Source organism: Thalassospira alkalitolerans (assembly GCF_002115745.1).
Lineage (GTDB): Bacteria > Pseudomonadota > Alphaproteobacteria > Rhodospirillales > Thalassospiraceae > Thalassospira > Thalassospira alkalitolerans.
Map to the genome: position 1 here is coordinate 97164 of NZ_JFKB01000006.1, position 24405 is coordinate 121568.

General features: G+C 52.6%; 20 protein-coding genes. 9 read left to right on the forward strand and 11 right to left on the reverse strand.

Going from position 1 to position 24405, the window contains the following annotated elements; genetic code table 11:
* Window positions 1-12 precede the first annotated feature (12 nt).
* From TALK_RS10140 to TALK_RS10155, 4 genes are all read left to right on the forward strand, one after another.
* Entirely contained in the window at window positions 13-1197 is a 1185-nt protein-coding gene (locus TALK_RS10140; RefSeq protein ID WP_085618451.1) for a flagellar motor protein MotA, read from the forward strand.
* A 4-nt stretch (window positions 1198-1201) separates the two neighbouring features.
* On the forward strand, window positions 1202-2365 hold the full coding sequence (locus tag TALK_RS10145; RefSeq protein ID WP_085618453.1) for a peptidoglycan -binding protein: 1164 nt from the start codon (window positions 1202-1204) through the stop codon (window positions 2363-2365).
* A gap of 137 nt (window positions 2366-2502) precedes the next feature.
* Entirely contained in the window at window positions 2503-3450 is a 948-nt protein-coding gene (locus tag TALK_RS10150) for a hypothetical protein (RefSeq protein ID WP_085618455.1), read from the forward strand.
* 205 nt (window positions 3451-3655) lie between these two features.
* Window positions 3656-4834, forward strand: a complete 1179-nt coding sequence (locus tag TALK_RS10155) for a benzoate/H(+) symporter BenE family transporter (protein WP_085618457.1) — start codon at window positions 3656-3658, stop codon at window positions 4832-4834.
* A gap of 46 nt (window positions 4835-4880) precedes the next feature.
* On the opposite strand, the gene TALK_RS10160 is transcribed toward TALK_RS10155, so the two are convergent.
* The 5 genes from TALK_RS10160 to TALK_RS10180 all read right to left on the reverse strand — a co-directional run bounded on the left by TALK_RS10160 (window position 4881) and on the right by TALK_RS10180 (window position 10931).
* Window positions 4881-6626, reverse strand: coding sequence for a SulP family inorganic anion transporter (locus TALK_RS10160; RefSeq protein ID WP_085618459.1), 1746 nt, complete (start codon window positions 6624-6626; stop codon window positions 4881-4883).
* Window positions 6627-6723: 97 nt separating this feature from the next.
* The gene (locus tag TALK_RS10165; RefSeq protein WP_085618460.1) at window positions 6724-8406 is read right to left on the reverse strand and encodes a bifunctional protein tyrosine phosphatase family protein/NAD(P)/FAD-dependent oxidoreductase; all 1683 of its coding nucleotides are present in this window, start codon (window positions 8404-8406) and stop codon (window positions 6724-6726) included.
* Between the two features lie 13 nt (window positions 8407-8419).
* A complete protein-coding gene (locus tag TALK_RS10170; protein WP_085618462.1) occupies window positions 8420-9304 on the reverse strand; it encodes an MBL fold metallo-hydrolase in 885 nt (294 codons plus the stop codon).
* 341 nt (window positions 9305-9645) lie between these two features.
* Window positions 9646-10299: a Crp/Fnr family transcriptional regulator gene (locus TALK_RS10175; RefSeq protein WP_211274801.1), complete on the reverse strand. Its 654-nt coding sequence runs from the start codon at window positions 10297-10299 to the stop codon at window positions 9646-9648.
* A 185-nt stretch (window positions 10300-10484) separates the two neighbouring features.
* The gene (locus TALK_RS10180) at window positions 10485-10931 is read right to left on the reverse strand and encodes a VOC family protein (protein ID WP_085618466.1); all 447 of its coding nucleotides are present in this window, start codon (window positions 10929-10931) and stop codon (window positions 10485-10487) included.
* 433 nt (window positions 10932-11364) lie between these two features.
* On the opposite strand from TALK_RS10180, the gene TALK_RS10185 reads away from it, so the two are divergent.
* Window positions 11365-14847 (forward strand): indolepyruvate ferredoxin oxidoreductase family protein, encoded by a 3483-nt coding sequence (locus TALK_RS10185; RefSeq protein ID WP_085618468.1) that lies wholly within the window; start codon window positions 11365-11367, stop codon window positions 14845-14847.
* 70 nt (window positions 14848-14917) lie between these two features.
* Here TALK_RS10185 and TALK_RS10190 read toward each other — a convergent pair whose 3' ends face one another.
* From TALK_RS10190 to TALK_RS10200, 3 genes are all read right to left on the reverse strand, one after another.
* Window positions 14918-15163 (reverse strand): DUF2312 domain-containing protein, encoded by a 246-nt coding sequence (locus TALK_RS10190; protein ID WP_085618470.1) that lies wholly within the window; start codon window positions 15161-15163, stop codon window positions 14918-14920.
* A gap of 99 nt (window positions 15164-15262) precedes the next feature.
* Window positions 15263-16432, reverse strand: coding sequence for a carboxylate-amine ligase (locus TALK_RS10195; protein ID WP_085618472.1), 1170 nt, complete (start codon window positions 16430-16432; stop codon window positions 15263-15265).
* A gap of 1 nt (window position 16433) precedes the next feature.
* The gene (locus tag TALK_RS10200; protein ID WP_085618474.1) at window positions 16434-17234 is read right to left on the reverse strand and encodes an N-formylglutamate amidohydrolase; all 801 of its coding nucleotides are present in this window, start codon (window positions 17232-17234) and stop codon (window positions 16434-16436) included.
* A gap of 243 nt (window positions 17235-17477) precedes the next feature.
* On the opposite strand from TALK_RS10200, the gene TALK_RS10205 reads away from it, so the two are divergent.
* The 3 genes from TALK_RS10205 to TALK_RS10215 all read left to right on the forward strand — a co-directional run bounded on the left by TALK_RS10205 (window position 17478) and on the right by TALK_RS10215 (window position 20380).
* Window positions 17478-18227: a FadR/GntR family transcriptional regulator gene (locus tag TALK_RS10205; RefSeq protein WP_085618818.1), complete on the forward strand. Its 750-nt coding sequence runs from the start codon at window positions 17478-17480 to the stop codon at window positions 18225-18227.
* Between the two features lie 83 nt (window positions 18228-18310).
* Window positions 18311-19573 carry a glycerate kinase type-2 family protein gene (locus TALK_RS10210; protein WP_085618476.1) on the forward strand — a complete coding sequence of 421 codons (1263 nt, stop codon included), beginning with the start codon at window positions 18311-18313 and terminating at the stop codon, window positions 19571-19573.
* Window positions 19574-19603: 30 nt separating this feature from the next.
* The gene (locus tag TALK_RS10215) at window positions 19604-20380 is read left to right on the forward strand and encodes a hypothetical protein (protein WP_085618478.1); all 777 of its coding nucleotides are present in this window, start codon (window positions 19604-19606) and stop codon (window positions 20378-20380) included.
* Between the two features lie 18 nt (window positions 20381-20398).
* On the opposite strand, the gene otnI is transcribed toward TALK_RS10215, so the two are convergent.
* The gene (otnI, locus tag TALK_RS10220; RefSeq protein ID WP_085618480.1) at window positions 20399-21184 is read right to left on the reverse strand and encodes a 2-oxo-tetronate isomerase; all 786 of its coding nucleotides are present in this window, start codon (window positions 21182-21184) and stop codon (window positions 20399-20401) included.
* 108 nt (window positions 21185-21292) lie between these two features.
* Complete coding sequence (gene gcvA / locus TALK_RS10225) at window positions 21293-22183, reverse strand: transcriptional regulator GcvA (protein WP_085618482.1); 891 nt, start codon at window positions 22181-22183, stop codon at window positions 21293-21295.
* Window positions 22184-22314: 131 nt separating this feature from the next.
* Between gcvA and TALK_RS10230 the strand changes: the two genes are divergently transcribed.
* A complete protein-coding gene (locus tag TALK_RS10230; RefSeq protein WP_085618484.1) occupies window positions 22315-23016 on the forward strand; it encodes an FMN-dependent NADH-azoreductase in 702 nt (233 codons plus the stop codon).
* 53 nt (window positions 23017-23069) lie between these two features.
* Here the strand turns inward: TALK_RS10230 and TALK_RS10235 are convergent, their stop codons facing one another.
* Complete coding sequence (locus TALK_RS10235) at window positions 23070-24353, reverse strand: NAD(P)/FAD-dependent oxidoreductase (protein WP_085618486.1); 1284 nt, start codon at window positions 24351-24353, stop codon at window positions 23070-23072.
* Window positions 24354-24405 lie beyond the last annotated feature (52 nt).

A 24405-nucleotide genomic window follows, 5' to 3' on the forward strand; every position in this document is an offset into this window, starting at 1 on the left:
GATTAATCCGTCATGAGCAATAATTCGGCCAATGGCATGGCAAACCTTCCTGCCATTACCAAACCGGGAAGCTATCTGACGCGTATGGCGATTTTTACCGCCATCATTGTTGGTGTTGGCGCATTGCTGTTTCCGGCGTTGTCTGATGCGTTCATGGCCAATGCCGTCCTGAACGGTCTGATCCTTGGCGTGTTTGTGGTTGGCGTGATTTATACTTTCCGTATGGTTGCAGCCCTATCGTCGGAAGTCACCTGGATCGAGGATTTCCGACGTAATCGTCCGGGCCTGACATCACAGGTTCCGCCGAAACTTCTGTTGCCGATGGCACGCATGATGGCCGAACAGCGTCGTGACCGCCCGCAACTGTCGACCATGGCGACCCGTACCATTCTGGATTCGATCCGGTCACGTCTGGATGAAAGCCGCGAATTATCGCGCTATGTCGTCGGGCTTCTGGTTTTCCTTGGCCTGCTTGGTACCTTCTGGGGGCTGCTTCAGACCGTAAACTCGGTCGCCAATGTGATTGGTGACGTCAATGTCGGGTCGGGCCAGAACATCGATCTGTGGTTCAACGAACTAAAACAAGGTCTGGCAGAACCGCTTGGCGGCATGGGAACGGCGTTTTCGTCATCCCTGTTCGGTCTTGCCGGGTCGCTATCTCTTGGCCTGATTGATATGCAGGCCGGTCAGGCACAGAACCGGTTCTTTAACGAACTTGAAGAATGGCTTTCTGGCTTTACCCGCCTGTCATCGGGTGGTCCGATTTCGGATGGCGAACAATCGGTTCCAGCTTATCTTTCGGCTCTGATCGAACAGATGGCTGACAATATGGAAGGGTTGCAAAACTCGATCCAGCGATCCGAAACATCCCAGATCAAATCACACAACACTCTGATTGATCTTGCGGACAAGCTTTCGACCCTGACCGATCAGATGAAGGCCGAACAGCAATTGATGGTCAAGCTGGCGGAAAATCAGATGCATCTGAAGCCAGTACTTGATCAGCTTTCCGATTCGATGAAAATCGGCAGCTTTGGCATTGATGACAATACACGTGCCCATATCCGGTCACTTGACAACACCCTTGGCCGGGTTGGCGAAGAATTGACACTGGGCCGCCAACAATCGACCCAGGAAATCAGAAGCGAAATCAAGCTTCTAGCCCGGACCATCGCCGCGATCGCCGAGGAGGGCTGATCGTATGTCCGGGTTGTCACGCCGCCGCAATCGCGACGTCAACACCTGGCCGGGCTTTGTAGATGCCTTGGCCACGCTGTTGATGGTGATCATTTTCCTGCTGATGATTTTTGTTGTCGCGCAGGTTTATCTGGGCGCAGCCCTTTCGGGTCGCGATCAGGCATTAAGCGATCTGACTGCACAGGTGAACGAGTTGACCAATCTTTTGTCGCTTGAACGCACCAACAATCAGCGCATGGAACTTGAACTGACCCAGCTGAGCACCGAGCTTTCCAACACCAGTGATCAGCGTGACGACCTGAAAAACCGGGCCGCCGCACTGGCAAGCCAGCTTGCAAATGCCGAAATGTCCACCGACGAGCTTGAGAAAAAGCTATTGGCAGCCGTCGCCTCGCTTGAGGACAAAGAAGCTGAGCTAAGTACTGCACGCGAAAAGGCCAATGATCAGATTGCCGATCAGGAAACCCGCATCAACGACCTTGCCGCCCTGCTGGCATCCCGCGCTGCCGAACTTGACGACGAGAAAAAGCTAAGTACCGAAGCACAGGCACAGGTCGCGGCCCTTAATCAGCAAATGCTCGCCCTGCGTCAGCAGCTTCAGAAAATCGAAGCCGCGCTTGAAGCATCCGAACGCGAAAATTCTGACAAACAGGCCCAGATCGTCAATCTTGGTCAACGCCTGAACGCAGCACTGGCGACCAAGGTTGCCGAATTGCAGCGTTATCGGTCGGAATTCTTTGGCCGGCTTCGCGAAGTTCTGGGTGATCGCCAGGATATCCGGGTCGTCGGGGACCGCTTTGTCTTCCAATCCGAAGTTCTGTTTGGCTCTGGCTCGTCTGATCTTGGCCTTGAAGGACAGGAACAATTGGCCAAGCTTGGCGATACGCTTACGACCATTGCATCGGAAATTCCCGATGACATTGATTGGGTGATGCGTGTTGATGGCCATACCGACAAGGTGCCAATCCGCAATCTGAAATTCGCCTCGAACTGGGAACTGTCATCGGCACGTGCAATTTCGGTTGTCAAATTCCTGATCGAACGTGGAGTCCCGCCAAATCGATTGGTTGCCGCTGGCTTTGGCGAATACCAGCCACTTGATAACCGCGACGACGAAATCGCGTACCGCCGCAACCGCCGTATCGAATTCAAGATCACCGAACGATAAGTTCCAGAAAAACATTTCTAAAAAGAGCCCCATCTAACGGGCTCTTTTTTTGTCGCCTACCACCATTTTAAGTAGAACTTAATGTTACTTTTTGCAAAATTAAAACTGATCGATTACACGTTCAAGGGGATAGTTTTTTGATCAGACAAATATTTGCCATCAGTCTTGCGACCATTGTGACCGGTTGTGTAACGAATCAGGGATTGACCGATGCCGGTGGTCGTTCGATGAGTCTGGAAGCAAAAGGCCCTTTCTCGCCTGCTGACAGCCGCTTCAACGCCTTCGTATTTCTTGAACCATCCAAGGATTATAGCACCGATGCATATGAGCGCGATAATGGTCGGGCATGGTCAGAAGTCATCGCTTGGGATGGGAAATATTCTTTCTTTGACATACAGCTCAATACCGACGCCTGGTACGCACAATCAACCGAAGCCAGAATGCTCGATAAATCGCAGTTCATTAAGCTTGCCAACAAATTTGGCATTCCAGAATCCAACTTCACTGAAATAGATCAGGTGTCGCCGCGTATCAAAGGATGGATCGCATCAAAAGGGGATTGTTCTATTGGCCGATTTGCCAAACGGATGAAGGGGCTTTCCGCATATGACAATGATCGCGGATTATCTGATTCTGTCGTTCAATTTGGAACTTGCAGCCACCTTATCGCATCGGCAGAAACCATTGCCCAAAAGATCGATCTGATCACCAAAACGGAAAAAGCCGAGCTTGCACAAAAATATGCAAAAATAGGTCCACTTTCGGCGATTTCCTTGTCAAAAAAACCCGCACCCGAATTGCATTTCAACGCCTCTTGGGATGGTGTTTCCGACAACATTTCCGGTGATGTCGAACAAAAAGGTGCCGCGCAAAGCAGCTTCAAGTTCCACATTAACGAGCAAGATACTGATTGCGAAGGAACATCCGTCACCGCAACGTCATCCAAATCAACAGGCAGATGGAAATTTACCTGTGAAAACGGCCTTTCCGCTACCGGCATTTGGCAGAAAAAACCTGACGGAAAAACAACAGGCAGTGGCTTTGATGCACAAAAGCGTGAAATAAAATTCAACCTTACATCATAGGTTAAACGCTTCGTGGACGGCCGTCTCGTAACCGTTTTGGCAACTGGCGTTTCTGTTTCATGTCATTCACCCCGCTTGCGTTTTCGCGGCGGGGTGTTTTGTTTTTTCTGGTTCACCAAACATCTGCCCGCTAAGGTCGGCAAACTTTGCGCCTTACCCGACGACTTGCACGACTTTCATCATCAATGTGTTCCACGGAGTTCCCATGCTGCGCGATATCTCAGCCCAAAACCTGTTCATGGGTATCCTTGCGGCCTTTGTCGGGTCGGCCAGTTCTTTTGCCGTGGTTCTTCAAGGGTTAAGTGCCGTTGGTGCAACACCGGATCAGGCAGCATCGGGATTGATGGCCCTATCGATTGCAATGGGACTTTGTTCGATTTTGCTGTCGCTACGCACACGTATGCCAATCAGCATTGCATGGTCCACCCCCGGTGCGGCATTGCTGGCAACGTCCGGTGCAATCGAAGGTGGGTTTCCCGTTGCCGTCGGAGCCTTTATCATCTGTGCAATACTGATCATTATCTGCGGCATATGGAAACCACTTGGTCGTGCCGTTGCCGCCATCCCAGCACCGCTTGCCAATGCGATGCTGGCCGGTGTGTTGCTTGGCCTGTGTCTGGCCCCGATCAAGGCAGTGGCATTTGATCCATTGCTTGGCTTGCCAATTGTCATCGCCTGGCTGGTGGTCGGGCGAATTAATCGGCTTTTTGCCGTGCCCGCCGCCCTTTTGGCGTTCATCATTGTGATGGTGATCGGGGTCGAGTTTCCCGACAATGCGTTTTCAAGCCTAAGCGCTTCAATCATTCCACCGGTCGAATTCGTCATCCCGCAATTCACATTCGCCGGACTGGTTGGTATTGGCCTGCCATTGTTTATCGTCACCATGGCATCCCAGAATATCCCCGGAACAGCTGTCCTGCGGGCCAATAATTATGACACGCCCCCCGGCCCGCTTTTTGCCGTGACCGGCGTATTTTCACTGTTGGCAGCACCGTTCGGGGGACATGCGGTTAACCTTGCCGCCATCATCGCAGCCCTTTGTGCAGGGGAAGACGCCCACCCCGATCCGAAAAAGCGTTACTGGGCTGCGGCCTTTGGCGGTGTGTTTTACATCCTGTTTGGATTGCTGGCCGGGCTTGTAACCGCCTTTGTCAGTCTGGCCCCGTCAATCCTGATCGAAGCCGTCGCCGGACTTGCCCTGATCGGTGCATTTTCAGGCTCGGTCGTTGCCGCCTTCAAGGACGAAACCGCCCGCGAAGCCGCTGCTGTGACCTTCCTTGTCACCGCAGCCGGATTGTCATTTTTTGGCATCTCAGGTGCATTTTGGGGTCTTTTGGCCGGAATGGCAGTCTATTTTCTATCGCGCTGGCCCAACAGAAAATAGCGTCAAAAAAACCAAAGCTAAAGAGGACCCGCAGCACCTAGTCGACCTATTTCACCTGTTTGCGTGTCCTCGTCACCGGATGGAAACTGTCCAACGAGGATAACTGCTCCATCGCTTCGTATTGCGACAAAAAGACACGTCCTGACAGATCGTCTAGAAAATGCCCCTGTTTCAAGCGGTCCATGACCGGGCCTTTGACCTCGGACAGATGAAGTTTGATCCCCATTTCATGAAGACGATGATTAATCGCCTCAAGCGATTCAAGCGCGCTTAGATCAATCTCGTTGATCGCTGAACACATCATGATGACATGCTTGATCTCGCAGACCGACACCACCCGTCCAAAGACGTAATCTTCAAGATAACGGGCATTTGCAAAATACAGGCTTTCATCAATCCGGATGGTCAGAACGGCTGGATCGGTGATCACTTTGTGGCGGTTGATATTGCGAAAATGCTGGGTGTTTGGTACCAGCCCGACCTCGGCAATATGCGGGCGCGAGGTTCGAAACAGGAACAACCCAATCGACAGGATCACACCAGCCGAAACACCAACTTCCACCCCAAGACCAAGGGTCAGCAAAATGGTTGCTAACACGGCAATAAAATCGGCCTTGGAATAATCCCAGCTGGTCCGCAAAATCTTGAAATCGACCAACGATAGTACGGCCACGATAATGGTGGCCGCCAGCGTCGCATTTGGAAGAAAATAAACAAGCGGTGTCAGGGCAAGGGCGGCAATCGCCAACCCAACGGCGGTAAAGGCACCGGCCGCCGGGGTTTCCGCACCGGCATCGTAATTCACAACAGACCGGGCAAAGCCGCCGGTTACCGGATAACCACCGGTAAATGCCGCCCCAATATTGGCAGCCCCCAAACCGATCAGTTCCTGATCCGGGTTGACCCGCTGGCGACGTTTGGCCGCAAGGGTCTGTGCAACAGAAATCGATTCCACAAAACCAATCACTGAAATCAAAATCGCCGGGATCAGCAATTCCTTAAGCAATCCGGGCGAAAAATCCGGCATGGTCAACGGCGGCAAGCTTTGTGGTACTGCGCCAACAATTCTGACCCCCGATCCGGCCAGATCAAGTCCCCAAACCGCAAAAGTGGTCGCCATCACGGCAACAACCGGCCCGGCCTTGGTCAAGACATCCGCCATCCGCGGGCCAAGTCCCATTTTACGTAATGCCGGTTTCAGCCCCTTTCGCACCCAGAACAAAAACCCGGTCGCCAAAACACCAATGGTCAGGGTCACCGGATTGGTTTCAGGCAGATGAGTTACCAGCGATACGACAATATCAAAAAGATTATGACCCGATGCATCAATGCCAAGAATATGCTTAAGCTGGCTGGCGGCGATGATAATGCCCGATGCAGTGATAAAACCGGCAATTACCGGATGCGATAGGAAGTTGGCCAGAAAACCAAGCTTGAACACCCCCATCAGCAATAAAATAGCCCCGGACATGGCCGCCAATGTTAGGGCTGCCAGCGCATAGCCCATCGTGCCGGTTTCGGCAATATTGCCAATGGCCGCCGCCGTCATCAGCGATACAACCGCCACCGGCCCGACCGCAAGGGCACGGCTGGTTCCAAAAATGGCATAAAGAATAATCGGTGCGATCGAAGCATATAACCCCGCCTCGGGTGGTAAGCCCGCCAAAAGGGCATAGGCCAATGATTGCGGGATCAGCATGATTGTCACAATCACCGCCGCGATCAAATCGTTTGTCAAGGCATCCCGGTTATAGGATTTACCCCAATCAAGAATGGGAATGTATTTCATCATCAAGATCGGAACCTTTGCAAACTTTCGTCAGGATAAGGTGCAAAGCGAAAACCAAGTCTCTCGCTTTGCACTTGCATAAAATCACAGTTTTGCGGGACTAAACCTTGCGGCTGGCGGACACTTTTTCCGGCGAAGCCAACCATTCCTTACCGCGCAACATGGCCTTCCAATAAATCGGCGGCAGCAGTTTTTCCTTAAGCAGCCACGCCAGACGCGATGGCTTGGTGCCATCAATCAACCATGTCGGGAAGGACGGTTTAAGCGCCCCGCCATAACCAAACTCGGCCAGAACGATCTTGCCGCGTTCCACGGTTAACGGGCACGATCCATATCCGTCATATTGCGCGACCGGTGACTTGCCATCGATATCGGCAATCAAATTGGCCGCAACGACCGGTGCCTGCATGCGGGCCGCAGCCGCAGTTTTGGCATTAGGCGCATTCATCACATCGCCAAGCGACCAAATGTTGGTATGCGTCTTATGGCGCAGTGATGATTGATCAACATCGATCCACCCCCCCGCATCGGCCAATGGTGAAACACGGATAAAATCAGGGGCCGTTTGCGGCGGACAGACATGGATCATGTCAAAGTCTGTAGAAATCCGGCGCACTTCCTTTTCCGGTTCAATCACGTCGAACCAGGCCTTTTTCGCCGGTCCGTCAATCGCCACCAGATTGTGGAAGAAGTTCAGTTTGGCGCCGTAACGCTCGACATAGCTTTCAAGGGCGGGAACATAATCCTTAACCCCGAACAACACGCCACCGGCATTGTAAAAACCGATATCCATCTGATCGAGAACGCCCTGACGACGCCAATGATCAGCAGAAAGATACATCGCCTTTTGCGGCGCACCGGCGCATTTGATCGGCATCGGCGGCTGTGTAAACACGGCCTTGCCTTCGCGCATCCCCCTGACCAGTTCCCAGGTATATGGCGCAAGGTCATATCGATAATTCGACGTCACACCATTGCGGCCCAGCGTATCCACCAGCCCATCGACCTTGTGCCAATCAAGCTTAAGCCCCGGACACACAATCAGGCGTTTGTATTTAACAACCCGACAGCCATCAAGAATGACAGCATCATCGCCCGGCTCAAACGCCGCCACGGCGGATTTGATCCAGGTGACACCTTTGGGGATCAGCGACCCCATCGTTTTTGCTGTCGTACTGGCATCAAAAATCCCGCCGCCAACCATCGTCCAGCCCGGTTGGTAATAGTGGATATCAGCCGGATCAATCAGGGCAATCTCCAGATCGCTACGCCGGGTCTTAAGGCTGGAGGCCACAGCAATCCCGGCGGCCCCGCCACCCACAATGACAATATCATAGGTCGCATCGGCCAGATCGGTCGGGGTTTTACCCCCGTTGACAATACGGCGCACCACACCGGCCATGTCATAACCGGCACTTTTGGTCGCCCGCAGGATTTCGCTGGTGTCAAGAATTGACGCCTGACTAAGCGACCACAGGGTCGCCGACCGCGTACCGGTCCGGCAATAGCCGAAAACCGGTTTGGGCAATTCATCAAGTGCGCGGCCAAAATCGGCAGCATCTTCATCACGGACCTTGCCCGCAACAATCGGGATATAGCGCGTTGCCAGTCCTGCGGCTTCGGCCTCGGCTTTGATCTCATCAAAGGACGGCTGATCTGCGCCCTCGCCATCCGGCCGATTACAAATCACGGAACGAAAGCCAAGCCGCTTGATTTCGGCAACATCTGCGATTGCAATCTGCGGGCTGACCGAAAGTGCTTCTGAAATTTTTCTGGGTTCCATTTGACTGCTCCGATCACAAGCTATCGACGGGGACTTTGAGCATCTTGCGCCCAAACGGATCTTTGGGCACATCACCGGCGCGCATATTGACTTGCAATGACGGGATGATCAGACGCGGCATATCCAATTGCGCATCCCGTTCTGTGCGAAACGCGATGAAATCGTCGCGGGTCTTGCCTTGGCCCACATGGATGTTGAGCTTCTTTTCATCTCCGACCGTGGTTTCCCAACGGATATCACGACCATTTGGGCCATAATCGTGGCACATGAAAAGCCGCATATCATCGGGAAGTGCCAGCACTTTTTGAATGCTGTCATAAAGCGTCCCAGCGTCCCCGCCCGGGAAATCGGCACGTGCCGAACCACCATCAGGCATGAACAAGGTATCACCGGTAAAGGCCGCATTACCCATGACATGCACCATACAAGCCGGTGTATGCCCCGGCGTATAGATCGCAACACAGGTCATCGTCCCAACCTGATAGGTATCTCCGTCTTCAAACAGCGCATCAAACTGGCTGCCATCACGCTGGAACTCGGTACCCTCGTTGAAAATCTTGCCAAAGGTATCCTGAACAACCTTGATCTTGCTGCCAATCCCCAGCTTGCCGCCCAGCTTTTCCTTGATATAGGGGGCCGCCGACAAATGATCGGCATGAACATGGGTTTCAATAATCCATTCAAGATCAAGCTTGGATTTTTTAACATAGGCAATGATCTCGTCAGCATGCGTATAGCTGATCCGCCCGGCGGCATAGTCAATATCCATCACGGAATCAATGACGGCGCACGACGCACTCTGCGGGTCTTTGACCACATAACTGATGGTATTCGTCATCGGATCGAAGAACGCTTTCACATCGGGTTTTACATTCATATCAATCGGGTAACTGGGCATGCTTTCCTCCTGATTGCGGGGGTTCCCGCCTTATTGTTGTTCCGATCTGTCCGCGTGGTTCGATATTGCAAGGATCAATTACACTCATCCGGCACACGAAATTCGCGGGATCGACTTGGCATTTCGCCCCGCGCAGTACATTTTTCCGGGACGGCAATCGATATCTGATCTGGAATTGTACCAATTAAGGAAACTAGGTTCGGTGACCTTGTCACCAAACATCGCCCGCAACATTAAAATATTCTAATTATTTAATTAATTAAATCAAAAAGACCTCAAACCTGCCAAAATCGGGGGCATTGGTCCGATCAACCAAACAAGATTTTATAACCGACGATGTTTCAGCCCGTCGCCAGCTTGACCAAAGGATCTCGTTCCAAAATCTGAATTATCCCGCGCGATTGCATGATCCAGTTGCGGCGTTGAAATTCCTGCAATTGCCGCGAAACAACTTCGCGTGCGGTTCCCAACTCTGTCGCCAGTTTCCGATGTGTGGCAGCAATGCTTCCATCCACGTCGGCAAGCTCCAACAGTTTTTGCGCCAATCTGATGTCCATACGCCGAAAGGCAATTTCGTCGATCACCAGAAACAAATCGGTAATCCGCTTGGAATAGGCCGTAAAGACAAACCGCCTGAAATCTACTGATTCTGCAACAAGCCTGTCGAAAATCTCACGCGGGATCGCCGCTGCCCGCACGGCAGTTTCAGCAATGCCTTCGGCAGAATAATCTTCATACGCCAAAAGACAGGCCGTGGTCAGAACGCAACTTTCCCCGGCGTGAACCCGATACAGCACGATCTCTCGGCCGGAATCCGATGTCTGCTGAACGCGCACGGTGCCATCAATCAGCAACAACAAGTTTGCCGGTGGTTTTCCCGGACCGAAAATTACCGTCCCCTCGGGAACAGTGACCACCGTACTGCCCGAAATCAGATGGTCGCGAACTGGTGCCGGAAGCTGGGACAATCCCGGAAACTGATCAACCCAAGACACAATGACACCCCCTTGATGACCCGCCATATCCGGACTGTGGCAACACATCGGATCGACGCGATCTTAATTACATTTTTTTCAATGTAATTGAATCCGCTCACGTTCGGGAATGCAAGCCCGTATTTCGGCTAAGCCCATCCACAGTTTACTGTAATCTGCCGTTATCAGTTGGTATGGGACCAGTGCTAGGATGCGGGTGGTTCAGGGATGGTAAGGTTCCCCTGCGGGTCAAGTTGCCAAAACGGGTTAAAGGCAACTTCCCAAGCATGCCCGTCCGGGTCACGGAAATAGCCAGAATACCCGCCCCAGAAAACCTTTTCGGCCGATTTTTGAATTACCGCCCCGGCTTTCTCGGCCTCGGCCATCACCGCGTCAACTTCGACCTCGCTGCGCGCGTTAAACGCCAATGTCAATCCGGCGAAACGGGCCCCTGTGTCATCATCAAACCGGCCATCCTTAACCAGATCATCCCGGCCAAACAGGCCAAGCGCCAAGCCATTGGACAGTTGATAGAAAACCACCTGCCCTTCGACCAACTGAGTTACTTTCCAGCCCAGACCATCTTCGTAAAAACGCCGTGCCCGATCAAGATCTGCCACGCCCAGCGTAATCAAAGATACGCGTTGATCCATTTTAGTCTCCTGCGCATTGCGCACCCAAAACCCGGAACAAAGATAGCACCCATTTTTACAGGCGCCGAGACCAGACTCGGATGACGCGGCAATTTCGCACCGCAGCAGACACGCAATTATATTGCGCGTAAATCGGTACCGGAATAAGTAAATAATAAGTTGACCCAACGTCAACCAGCGCAATCAGGCGTTTTACACATTGCACTGCGAGTTGATTTGAAAAAAGGTCAGTATTCATTACCATTATTATGTCAGCCAGCAGTCGGTTCCGATCAATCTTCCCGATCAGACACGCCACCCAGACTGCCAATGACAAACCAAAGAATTTTACGGGCCATACCAAAAACCTGCGCGTAAACTAAGACTCATAAAAGCAGTGCAGACGGCCCATACGACCCCGCAATCAGAGAGAGATCCCGAGGGAGACTTGGTCATGGCACAATTGGCGGCAATTAGCCTTGATGACAAATATTCGCTTGAAGAAGGCCGGGTCTATATGACCGGCATTCAGGCGTTGGTTCGATTGCCCCTGATGCAGCGACAACTTGATGCGCGCGCGGGGCTAAATACAGCAGGCTGTATTTCCGGTTATCGCGGATCGCCACTGGGCGGGCTTGATCAACAGCTTTGGCGCGCTCAAAAGTTCCTGACCAAACAACAGATCGAATTCCAGCCGGGCGTTAACGAAGACCTTGCTGCTACCGTCGTCTGGGGCAGCCAGCAGGTCAATATGTACAAGGATGCCAAATATGATGGCGTTTTTGGCATGTGGTACGGCAAAGGCCCCGGTGTTGACCGGTCGGGCGATGTTTTCAAACATGCCAACCATGCCGGAACGTCCGAACATGGCGGGGTTCTGGTTCTGGCCGGGGATGATCACAGTTGCAAATCATCCACCCTGCCCCATCAAACCGAATATGCCTTTATTGATGCCCAAATTCCGGTTCTGAACCCGTCGGGTGTTCAGGATATCCTTGATTTCGGTATCCATGGCTGGGCCATGAGCCGCTATTCCGGGTGCTGGGTCGCGATGAAAACCATCGCTGAAACGGTGGAAAGTTCGGCCGCCGCCGATGTGGCGCCCGATCGTATCATCCCGATCATTCCCGATAATTTCGCCATGCCCGAAGGCGGTTTACATATCCGTTGGCCTGATACGCCAAAGGAACAAGAACACCGCCTGATGAAATACAAACTCTATGCCGCGCTGGCATATGCACGCGTAAACAAACTGAACAAAACCGTCATCGACAGCCCCAATCCCCGCCTTGGTATCATCACCACCGGCAAGGCCTATCTGGATGTCATGCAGGCATTTGATGACCTTGGCATTTCCGAGTCCGACGCCGCCAAGATCGGTATCCGCGTGCTTAAGGTTGGTATGAGCTGGCCATTGAACCGAGACGATGTGCGCGAATTCGCCATGGGGCTCGAGGAAATCATCGTCGTCGAAGAAAAGCGCGCGGTGATGGAAAATCAGGTCAAGGAACAGCTTTATAATTGGCGCGAAGATGTCCGCCCGCAAGTAATCGGCAAGTTCGACGAAAAAGGCGAATGGATCCTGCCATCGATGGACGAACTGACCCCCGCACGGATTGCCGTCGTTCTGGCGGCCCGCATCAAACGGTTTTATGACAGTCCTAAAATCCATGAACGCATCGAGTGGCTGGCACAAAAGGAACTTGAAATCGCCGAACCGCGCCCCGATGCAGCCCGTATTCCATGGTTCTGCCCGGGATGCCCGCATAACAGTTCAACCAAGGTGCCCGACGGCAGCCGCGCAATGGCCGGTATCGGATGCCATTACATGGTCAACTGGATGGATCGATCCACCGAAACATTCACCCATATGGGCGGCGAAGGTGCAACCTGGATCGGTCAGGCCCCCTTCACCAATGAAAAGCACGTTTTCCAAAACCTTGGCGATGGCACCTATTACCATTCCGGATCGCTAGCCGTGCGTGCCGCCGTCGCCGCCGGTGTCAACATCACCTATAAAATCCTGTTTAACGATGCGGTTGCCATGACCGGCGGACAGCCGGTTGACGGCCCGCTGACCGTGCCGCAAATCACCCGCCAGATGGCCGATGAAGGGGTTAAACGCATCGTCGTCCTGTCGGACGAACCCGGCAAATATCCGATTGATGCGCATTTCGCCAATGGGGTTGATATCCGCCATCGAGACGAACTCGACAGCACCCAAAAAGAACTGCGTGACATCGAAGGCGTCACCATCCTGATCTTTGATCAAACCTGTGCGGCTGAAAAACGCCGCCGTCGCAAACGCAAATTGATGGTTGATCCGGCCAAACGGGTCTTCATCAATGATCTGGTCTGCGAAGGTTGCGGCGATTGTGGTGAAAAATCCAACTGTCTGGCAATTGTCCCGGTCGAAACCGAATTTGGCCGCAAACGCGCGATTGACCAATCCGCATGTAACAAGGATTTCTCGTGCCTGAACGGGTTTTGCCCAAGCTTTGTGACCATCGAAGGCGGTTCATTGCGCAAACCCGAAGCCGCCGCAAAAAGCGATAAAAGCGACAATGCAACCTTTGCCAGCCTGCCGCGCCCAACACTTCCCGATATCACCGAACCTTGGTCGGTTCTGATTACCGGGGTGGGCGGCACGGGTGTCGTCACCATTGGTGCGTTACTTGGCATGGCCGCCCATATCGAAGGCAAAGGTATTGTCGGGCTTGATATGGCGGGCTTGGCCCAAAAAGGCGGCGCCGTGGTTAGCCATATCCGGTTTGCCGATCAACAGGACAAACTGCATGCCGCCCGCATTCCCGCGGGCGAAGCCAATGTGGTTCTGGGCTGTGATCTTTTGGTTGCGGCAAGTTACGAAGGCTTGGCCAAAATGCGCCGTAACTTTACCCAGGCCGTGATCAACACCCATGAAACCGTCACCGGTGCCTTTACCCGCAATCCCGATTTCGAATTGAAATCAAACGAACATATGAAAGTTATTTCCGATACCTGTGGCGCGGATGCAGTCAATTTTGTTGAAGGCAGCGATATCGCAACCCGCCTGATGGGCAATTCAATCGCCACCAACCTGTTCATGCTGGGCGTTGCATGGCAGCGCGGCCTGATCCCCGTCACAGAAGAAGCCCTGATGCAGACCATTGACCTGAACGGTGTCGCGATTGATATGAACAAGCAGTCCTTCCATTGGGGACGCCTGTTTGCCCATGATCCAAAACGTGTTTTTGATGTGATCGGCCCGAACGAGGCCCAAGCCCACCCGATTGCAACCACACTTTCTGACATCATTGCCAAGCGCAAGGACTTCCTGACCAACTACCAGAACGCGGTCTATGCCAACCGATATGAAGCCTTGGTCAATCAGGTTGCAAGTGCTGAAAAACGCCTTAACGATGGTGATGATCTGGCGCGAACAGTAGCGAAATATTACTTCAAACTGATGGCCTATAAGGACGAATACGAAGTTGCCCGCCTTTATACCGATCCGGCTTTCATCGCCAAGGTCGCCAAGAACTTTACCGGCGATTACAAGATCAAATTCCATCTGGCCCCCCCGGCCTTTGCCGACAGGGATCTTGAAACCGGTCATCTGAAAAAACAGGTCTTTGGCCCATGGATGATGCGTGCGTTTGGTGTCTTGGCAAAGCTGAAATTCCTGCGCGGCACCGCGATGGACCCGTTTGGTCGCACCCATGAACGCAAAATGGAACGCCAGTTGATTGCAGAATATGAAACACTGGTGGGCGAAATCTTAAGCGGGCTTAACCACGACAATGCCCGGATTGCCAATGCCTTGTTGTCCTTGCCCGAAAAGATCCGCGGTTACGGACACATCAAAGACGCCAATATCGACAAGGTTAAAAAGCGCGAAGCCGAACTTCTTGACCAATTCCGCAGCCCACCAGAACACCTTAAAGCCGCAGAATAATCGGAAACCGATACTGAAACCTGAAAGGGGCCGCACGATGCGACCCCTTTCAACTACTTACAAACCAAGTCTAGCTCATGCCCAGTGCACGTTTGTAGACTTCAAGAATTTCTTCCTGTTCGGTGCGTTCGTGGTCTTCCATTTTGCGCAGACGAACAATCTGGCGCAGGATTTTCACGTCATAGCCAAGGGCCTTGGCTTCACCATAGACTTCCTTGATATCAGCCATCAGGTTGGCTTTTTCTTCTTCAAGGCGTTCGATGCGTTCAACATAGCTCGCAAGCTGATCGGCTGCGATTCCACCGACTTCGGTCATTTTTGGTATTCTCCGATCATGTTTGCGCAGCGGAAACCGGTGCGCGGAATATCAATGCGGCGCGACGATACTCAATGCGCTTTGCCATGACAAGACCCGTTAGAGCGCCGATTTTTCACCCGGCACGGTTTGCGCGATCAGATGGTCCGCCACCGCAACCAAGGCATCCCTTGGGCTTGCACCATTTTCCACCGCATTGGCAAAGACTTCGCGCTGTTGGCGGGCACTGGTGCCCCGCGTAATGATCCTGCGCGCATGTTCGATTTCCGCCACACAGCCGAAATATTCGGCATCGGGACGGATCAATTCAATAATTTCTTCAAGCAGATCGGCATAAGGAACGATTTCCCCCCGCCCGAAATCAATCAACCCGGTCTTTTCACCCGGATCACTGCCATATCGGCACGCCCGCCAGCGGTTTTCCCGCACCAGCATATTGGCATAAATGCGCCAGCGCTGATTATTGCGGCGCAGGCGATATAACATCCGCATCAGGCACCGGGTAATGGATGCCACACAAATTGCATCTTCGACATCGGTGCAAACATCGGCAATCCGCATTTCAAGCGTCGGCCAGCGATCACTGGGCCGCAAATCCCACCAAAGCTTGGTACCGTCTTCGATCACGCCCGCCTGGATCAACATATCAACATGGCGACGATATTCCGCCCAAGACCCAAAGATTTCCGGCAGGCCGGTGCGCGGCAAATTATCAAACACCGAAAGCCGGAATGTCTGAAGCCCGGTATCGCGGCCGCGCCAAAACGGTGAACTGGTCGTCAGTGCCAGAAGATGGGGCAAAAAGTAACTGGCCTGCGCCATCAATTCAATCCGAAGGTCGTCATCCTCGATCCCGACATGAACATGCATGCCACAAATCAATAACCGGTCCACCACCGTGCGCAAATCACGCGCGATAGTGCTATAGCGTTCACCTTCAGTATGTTTCTGACTGTCCCATTGCGCAAACGGATGGGTCGATGCCGCAAGCAACGCCATATCATAACGTCCGGCAATATCGGCAAGCGTTGTGCGCATATGGGTCAATTGCTGGCGGGCGTCATCGGCACTGTGGCAAACCCGTGTCCCGGTTTCGATCTGGCACCGCATGAATTCGCTTGAAACCTGATCGCCCAGCTCGACCTTACAATCCGCAAGGAAGCCCGCCGCCGGGTCCGTCGCAAGATCGCGGCTTTCGCGGTCAACCAGCCAGAATTCTTCTTCAATCCCGATGGAAAAACCCGGTTCACGCGAAAGAAGCACCGCCAAATCAGTCTCTCCTGATTTTATAAAGGTTCGGGTCGGCAAGAATGTCGGCAAAGGCATCGCCAAGGATTTTTGCCCATTTTTCACATCCCGCATCAGTATCAATCAGATCCTGACGAATTTCAATCGACACACAAGGCAAACCAGCCGCTTCGCCGTGATGATCAATGGTATAATCGGCCATATGCTGCCCGGAATAGGGTTCGTTATCACCAATCGTCAAATCCGGGTTCTGTTCGCGCAACTTGGAAAGCAACGGCACCGGAATACGATCATCCTGATCCCACAAAATGCCGATTTCCCAAGGGCGTTCATACCCTTGAAAAACCGGGGTAAAGCTGTGGATCGCCAGCAATGCAGGCACAATCTTGTGGGCATGAAAATTGGCAATGCGTTCTTCTATCGCCCAGTGATAGGGCAGGAAAATCTCGCGGATACGTTTCATACGCTCGATCGGGGAAACATTTCTGTTGCCCGGCACCACCGTCTGATCGGCGATTTCGGGCATACCGGTCGGGTCCCAAAGCTGGCGGTTGCAATCAATCACCAATCGTGAATACCCGCCCAGAACAGCCGGACAATCAAACCGATCAACCAGAATTTCGGTCACCTTGCGCGCGCCGATATCCCAACCGATATGGCGTTTGCGTTCTTCCTCGGGCAGGCCCAGCGTACCAAGGCTTTTGGGAATTTCGCGCGAAGCATGATCGCAGACAAAAAGCGAATGCCCCTTGCCGTTTTCATTCAAAACCTCAAACGGTGCGGGATCATTATGGTCCAGCAGCGACCCGGTATGGTGGCTCACGCGAATTCTCCTGAGATTGGGGCGATATGATCGTTTAAGCTCTAAAACCGGCGGCGCACCGGCAACATTGGCTCCTGTTGAACTAACAACTTATTGCCAAACTGACAAGCACAGCCAAAGCCCGGGGCACAAGAATTGAACGGACACTTTGCAGGAAGCCCCAACATCCCGTAAAGTGGTATGACCAATAATAATCAAACGCATTTTCCGGTCGTGAAATATGGCCACAGGAGTGTCAAAAACATGCAGCCTGCCAAACCTGTACCGTCTTCGGACGCAGTCGATGCAAACCGCCCAAAACGGATTGCCGATCAGGTTGCCGACAAGCTGCTCGACATGATCACGGCTGGCGTATTCCTGCCCGGTGATCGCCTGCCCGGTGAACGCCAGCTGGCCGAGGATATGAAAGTCAGCCGCGTATCAATCCGTGCGGCCTTGCAAAAACTTAAAACACGTGGATATTTGCGCGCTGTACAGGGTGGCGGGACAGAGGTTTTATCCTCGACCGGGATCGAAATGGACACCGCCATGACCGATTTGGTGCGCGATTCACTAAACAATCTGCGCGATCTTCAGGAAATCCGCTGCACGCTGGAAACCTGGGCCGCCAGACGCGCCGCAATCAATGCCAGCGATGAAGATATCGAACTTCTGCGCATTGCCTATCGTCAGGCACATGACCCAAGGCGCGCGCCGAAATACCGTGCCGATGATGACCATCGCCTGCATATGATGATCGGACGCGCCAGCGGATCGATCATCTATTACCACGTCATGAAAATGCTTCATGATGTCTTGCAGGCCGCCCTGACCGAAATCCGGTTCAATAACCTGTCCGGCCCGTCATTTGATCGGATGGTGCAGGAACATCATTACGCGATTGTCGAAGCCATTGCCGCGCGCGACCCGGATGCTTCGGAAAAGGCAATGTCGGAACATCTGCAAGCGGTCATCAAATATTTCACTCTTTCCGCCGTCAACAAACCAAACTGAGCCGAAAATCGGCCTTCTGCACGCAAAAAGAACGACAACAATAAACAACCACAAGAAACACGACCATTCAGGGGAAATCGAACATGACGACGTCGCGCGAAAAGCTTTTGCTTTTGATGGACGCAGCCCTTAAAGCCGCCGATCCAGCCATTCAAATCCCGCGCAACCTGCCCGCCAAGCCAAAGGGTAAAACCATTGTCATTGGTGCGGGCAAGGCATCGGCCAATATGGCGCACGCCTTTGAACAAGCATGGGAGGGCGAGATTTCCGGCCTTGTCGTCACCCGCTATGGTCATGCTGTCGCCTGCGATAAAATCGAAATTGTCGAAGCATCCCACCCCGTCCCCGATGCCGCTGGCCAAAAGGCCGCCGAACGTATCCTTGAAATCGTTACATCGGCCGGTCCCGACGATCTTGTGGTTTGCATGATTTCAGGCGGCGGATCCGCGCTTTTGGCCCTGCCCGGTCCGGGTTTGACCCTTGGCGACAAACAAACCATCAACAAGGCGTTGCTTCACAGTGGTGCGACCATTTCCGAAATGAATTGCGTGCGCAAACATCTGTCGGCCATCAAGGGCGGGCGTCTGGCCCTGGCAAGTGCGCCTGCGCGCATGGTGACCTATCTGGTTTCAGATGTGCCGGGCGATGATCCGGCAATCATCGCATCGGGGCCAACGGTCTCCGATCCAACAACCGGTCAAGACGCACTCGACATCATCCGCCGTTACCGCATCGAACTGCCACCTGCGGCAAGTGAATTGCTAAGCAACCCGGCACATGAAACGATCAAACCGGGTGATCCGTGCTTTGCCGGTCATGAAACCGTGATGCTGTCACGCCCGCAAGACAGCCTTGAAGCTGCGGCAAAAACCGCCCGCGAATTGGGCCTTAACCCGGTTATTCTTGGCGACGCCATCGAAGGTGAATCGCGCGAGGTCGCCATCGTCCATGCCGGGATTGCCCAACAAGTCGCCCATCACGGACAACCCGCCCCCAAACCCTGCGTTCTGTTATCGGGCGGCGAAACCACCGTCACAGTGCGCGCCAAGGGCGGTCGCGGCGGACGTAACAGCGAGTTTTTGTTATCGCTGCTGATCCAGTTCCGCGATCAATCCGGCTTTAGCGCCTTGGCCATTGATACCGATGGCATTGATGGCAGCGAAGATAACGCCGGTGCGATCATTGACCCGACAAGCTGGGGCAAGGCGATTGCCGCCGGGGTCGATTTGCGGGAATTTTTGGCTCATAACGACGCCTATAGCGCGTTTGCCAAGATCGATGACTTGCTGATTACGGGCCCGACATTGACCAATGTAAACGACTTCCGAGCGATCCTGATTGAATGAAAATCAAAAAAGGAAGGAGAGGTAGGCAAAATGAACAAGGAAGAAGAAAAATACTATCTTGAACGATTCTTCAAATTCTTCGAATCAGAAGAATCTCCTTTATTTTGTCGAGAGAGACCTGACTTTTCAGTAAAATTCGACAACCAATCTATTGGCATAGAAGTAACAGAATTTCATACTTTCGACGGATCCAGCGCCCAAAATGGAAAAAGGAAAGAACAAAGAAGAAAAAATTTTATAAAAATATTAAAAAACAAATTAGACGATTTAAAAATTAAATCAAAGATATCCATTACATTTAACGATAATGCACAGGAATTCAAAACAGAAGAAAATATTACCTCAACCATAAGACTGATAGAAAATGTAATATCAGGAGAATTAACTACATTTAATGGGAACATATCACGCGAAATTATTGACGAAAATTTTATTAAAAATATTCACATTATCCCCCATCATGAATTGGATATTAATCACATTCAAGGTTACGATATAGAACCAGATCTAAAAATAGAAAGACTGGCTGATACAATCAGAAAGAAATCAGAAAAATTCCACGACCCAAAATACGAGAAATTTGACATTAATTCTCTGCTTATAGTCTTTAACTACATAGATCCCTCTTCAAATCAAAATTTAGACATAGATTTAGAAAAAATAAACCACCTAGAGACAAGAGGATTTGATTCAATCTTTTTATACAGAACGCATCACTCCAAGATAATAAAAATACGAGAAAAACTACCCCCTATAAAATACGGAAAGAATGAGAAATTCCTAATTGATGTAATGACAGATAAATAAAATTTACTTTCATTATAGTCACCCCTTTGGCATCCATGGGCGGATCCATTCCAGCCCGGCATTGGTATCGCCATGCGGTTTGTATTCACAGCCGATCCACCCCTCATACCCGACCCGGTCCAGCATATAAAACAGGAACGGATAATTGAGTTCGCCGCTGTCAGGTTCATGGCGGCCAGGCACACCCGCAATCTGAATATGGGCGGTTTGGTCCAGATGTTTATCAAGCCGTGCGGCAATATTTCCGCCGACAATCTGGGAATGGTAAATATCAAATTGCAGCGCCAGACTGGAATGATCAAGCTGTTGCAAAATAACCGCCGCCTGTTCAATCGAATTAAGCAAATATCCCGGCATATCAATCGGGTTGATCGGTTCCAGCAGGATTTTTACCCCGGCCTGCTCGGCCAGATCAGCGGCATAAAGCAGGTTATCGCAATAAAGCCTCGCCAATTCACCGGCATTTTCACCCTTGCCCGTCACGCCCGACATGCAATGGATCATCTTGCAATCGGTTGCCGCGGCATAATCAAGTGACTGAACCACGGAATCGCGAAATTCATCTTCTCGCCCCGGACGACAGGCAAGACCACGGTCACCCTTGTCCCAATCGCCTAAAGGCATATTAAACAGAACCTGTTCCAAACCATTATCAACCAACAACGATTTGACACTCGCCATCGGTAAATCATAGGCACCAATATATTCCACCGCGCCAAACCCGGCGGCGGCCGCCGCCTCAAACCGTTTTTCAAACGGAAGATCGGCAAACAAAAACGATAAATTGGCGCTAAAACGGGGCATGGGGCACCTGATCGGCAAAAGGTAAAAGATAACGGGGTGGAAGATGATTACCATCCCCATGGTTTATCAACCGCCTCCCCGCGTCAATGACAAACCCCACCCCTGTCATCAGGCTGATTGGGTATTGGTAATTTCAGAGGCCAACCATGCGCCAAAAGCCTCAATCTCGGCAAGGTTCGAACTCTTGCCGGTATGGATCAAATGATAATAATGGCCTTCGATCACCGGACCGAAAGGCTGCACCAACACGCCGCTTTCAAGTTCGGACTGCACCATTTCCGAACTGGCCAGAACAACGCCCTGCCCGGCAATTGCCGCCTGAATGGCATGGGTATCGTCACTAAAACTTAGCCCCGCGGCCAGATCAACACCGTCCACGCCGGCCAATTTGCACCAGCGTGACCAGGTTGGCGTCACATCATCAGGGCGCAACCATTCCAGATGCAAAAGCGCATGATTGCGCAAATCACCCGGATGTCGAATGTTTAGCATCGGGCTGCATACCGGGGCAAACCGATCCGCAAACAGGGTTTGCACCACCATCCCCGGAAACGGCCCGCGCCCGTATCGAACCGCAGCATCGGCCATCCCGGATTTAAGATCGACCGCCTCTGCCGACGTATGCAACCGCATGTGAATGTCAGGATGGGCCGCCTGAAAACCCGCAAGACGGGGCAACAACCATTTCGCCGCAAAAGATGCCAGAACCGACACTGTCAGGCCGCGTTGGGATTTACGCGCCCGAACCCTGTCAATCACCGCACTAAAACCGGCAAACCCGTCACGCAATGTCGGATAAAGCTCCTGCCCGGCCGGGGTCAATGTCACCTGCCGTGGTTTCCGGTCAAACAAACGCACACCAAGCGTATCTTCCAAAAGCCGCACCTGATGACTGATCGCAGTTGGCGTTACCGCAAGTTCGGATGCCGCACGTTTAAAACTAAGATGGCGGGCCGCAGCCTCGAAGGCGCGCAGGGTGGCAAGCGGGGGCAAGGGCATATAGGTGATCTCAATTCATCTATTGGCTGAGGTATTCGACTTTGATCCAAGCCTGTATCCACGTCAAGTATGGGGCAACCAAAACACAACAGATGACCTCAGATCATCAAATGACATCACAGGAGCCTCAGATGAAAACGATCCTGCATATCGACAGCAGCGCCCGCCCCGGTCGGTCCGACACGCAGGCCCACGGTTCCCATTCCCGCCGACTGAGTGCAAAATTTGTCGAAAGCTGGTTGGCGGCACGCCCGAATGACACTGTGATTTATCGCGATGTTGGCACCAATCCCCCAACACCAGTCACCGGTGACTGGATCCATGCGGCCTTCACCAAACCGGATGATCGCGAAGACTGGATGCATCAGGTTTTGACTGAAAGCGATGAACTGGTTGATGAATTGCTGCGTGCGGACGTGATCGTTGCCGGTGTGCCAATGTATAATTTCGGCATGCCCGCCCAGATGAAAGCATGGATTGAAAACATTGTCCGGGTCGGCAAGACATTTGGCTTTGACCGATCACGCGATGGCCTACCTTATTGGCCGATGGTTACCGGTGAAAAATCCATCGTGGTTTTATCTGCGCGTGGCGATTTTGGATATGATCCGGGCGGGCGCGTCGCACATTTGAACCATGTCGAAAACGGCGTTTTTTCCCCACTGGAATATATCGGCATCACCGATCAACACCGTGCCGCCATCGAATATGACGAATTCGGCGATGATCGCACGGCACAATCAATTACCGATGCTGAGGCAAAGGTTGCCAATATCATCACCGAATTGCTGATCCGACACGCAGACACATCAACCGTCGCAGGCGCAGCCTGAAATGCACTAAGCACCTTGGAAAAGCACCACCGGGCAATTGACGCATAATATCGTCAATTAACCGGTGGTGTAACCGGATCGGCTGTTTCACCCGGCATCTGCCCCGTGATCAGGCGCGCCCCCTTCTTGCGGAATAAATAGCTCCAGACCCATTGCACCATCACAAGGGCGGGGGCGCGCAACCCGATCAGGAAATAGATATGCGCAAGCCCCCAGAACCACCACGCCAACCAGCCGCGCAGTTTAAACCCGTTAAAATCAATCACGGCCCGATGACGGCCAATCGTCGCAAGGTTCCCGGCATGGCGATACGCAAACGGCTTTGTTTTGCGGCCCGCCATATGATCCAGAATACGGGCACCAACATATTTGCCTTGCTGTTTGGCTGCGGGCGCAATGCCCGGCACCGTCAAACCATCGCGCCATGGCACATGGGCGGCATCACCAATCACAAAGACATCGTCATGGCCCGGAATGGACAAATCGGCATTGACCATCATCCGCCCGCCGCGATCCGTCTCGTGCCCGGTCCAGTCGCCCAGATGATCAACACGCACACCGGCCCCCCAGATCACATTGGCACTTGGAATGAATTCATCGCCGATTTGAGCCCCCAACGCGGTAATATCGGAAACTTGGTGATTGGTTCTGACTTCCACCCCGATATTTTCCAATGATTTTTGCGTGTAATCGGACAAATCTTCGGGAAATGCGGCCAACAATCGCGGACCACCTTCGGCCAAAATGATGCGGGCATCCCGTGGATCAATGCGGCGAAAATCATGCGACAGCGCCTGTTTGGCCAATTCGGCAATTGCGCCGGCCATCTCGACACCGGTCGGGCCACCGCCAACCACGATAAAATTTAACAACCGTCGCCGTTCTTCTGGGTCTTCGCTGTTTTCGGCCTGCTCAAACGCCAAAAGCAGTCTTTTACGGATATCCGTTGCCTCGGTAATATTTTTAAGGCCCGGCGCCACCTTTGCCCAATGATCATTACCGAAATAGGATGTCACTGCCCCGGTCGCGATGACCAGATAATCAAAACCAAGGTCGCGATCCCCGGCGATAACACGCCGCCCGGCCAAATCAAGGCCGGTCACCTCGCCCATAAAGACCGACACATTGGCATAACTGCTGAAAATGCTGCGGATCGGCCAGGCAATTTCGGCAGGCGACAGATCCGCCGTCGCAACCTGATAAAGCAGCGGCTGAAACAGATGGTGATTACGCCGGTCGATCAGAACGACGTCGACTTCTTTGCCTGCCAGTTTTTTGGCCGCACTGATGCCACCAAACCCCGCACCGACAATCACCACACGTTTTCTGTCTGTCATGCTGGTCGTACTCCTGCTTTATGTTGATCCGACCCCGTCCTCAACTAGTCAG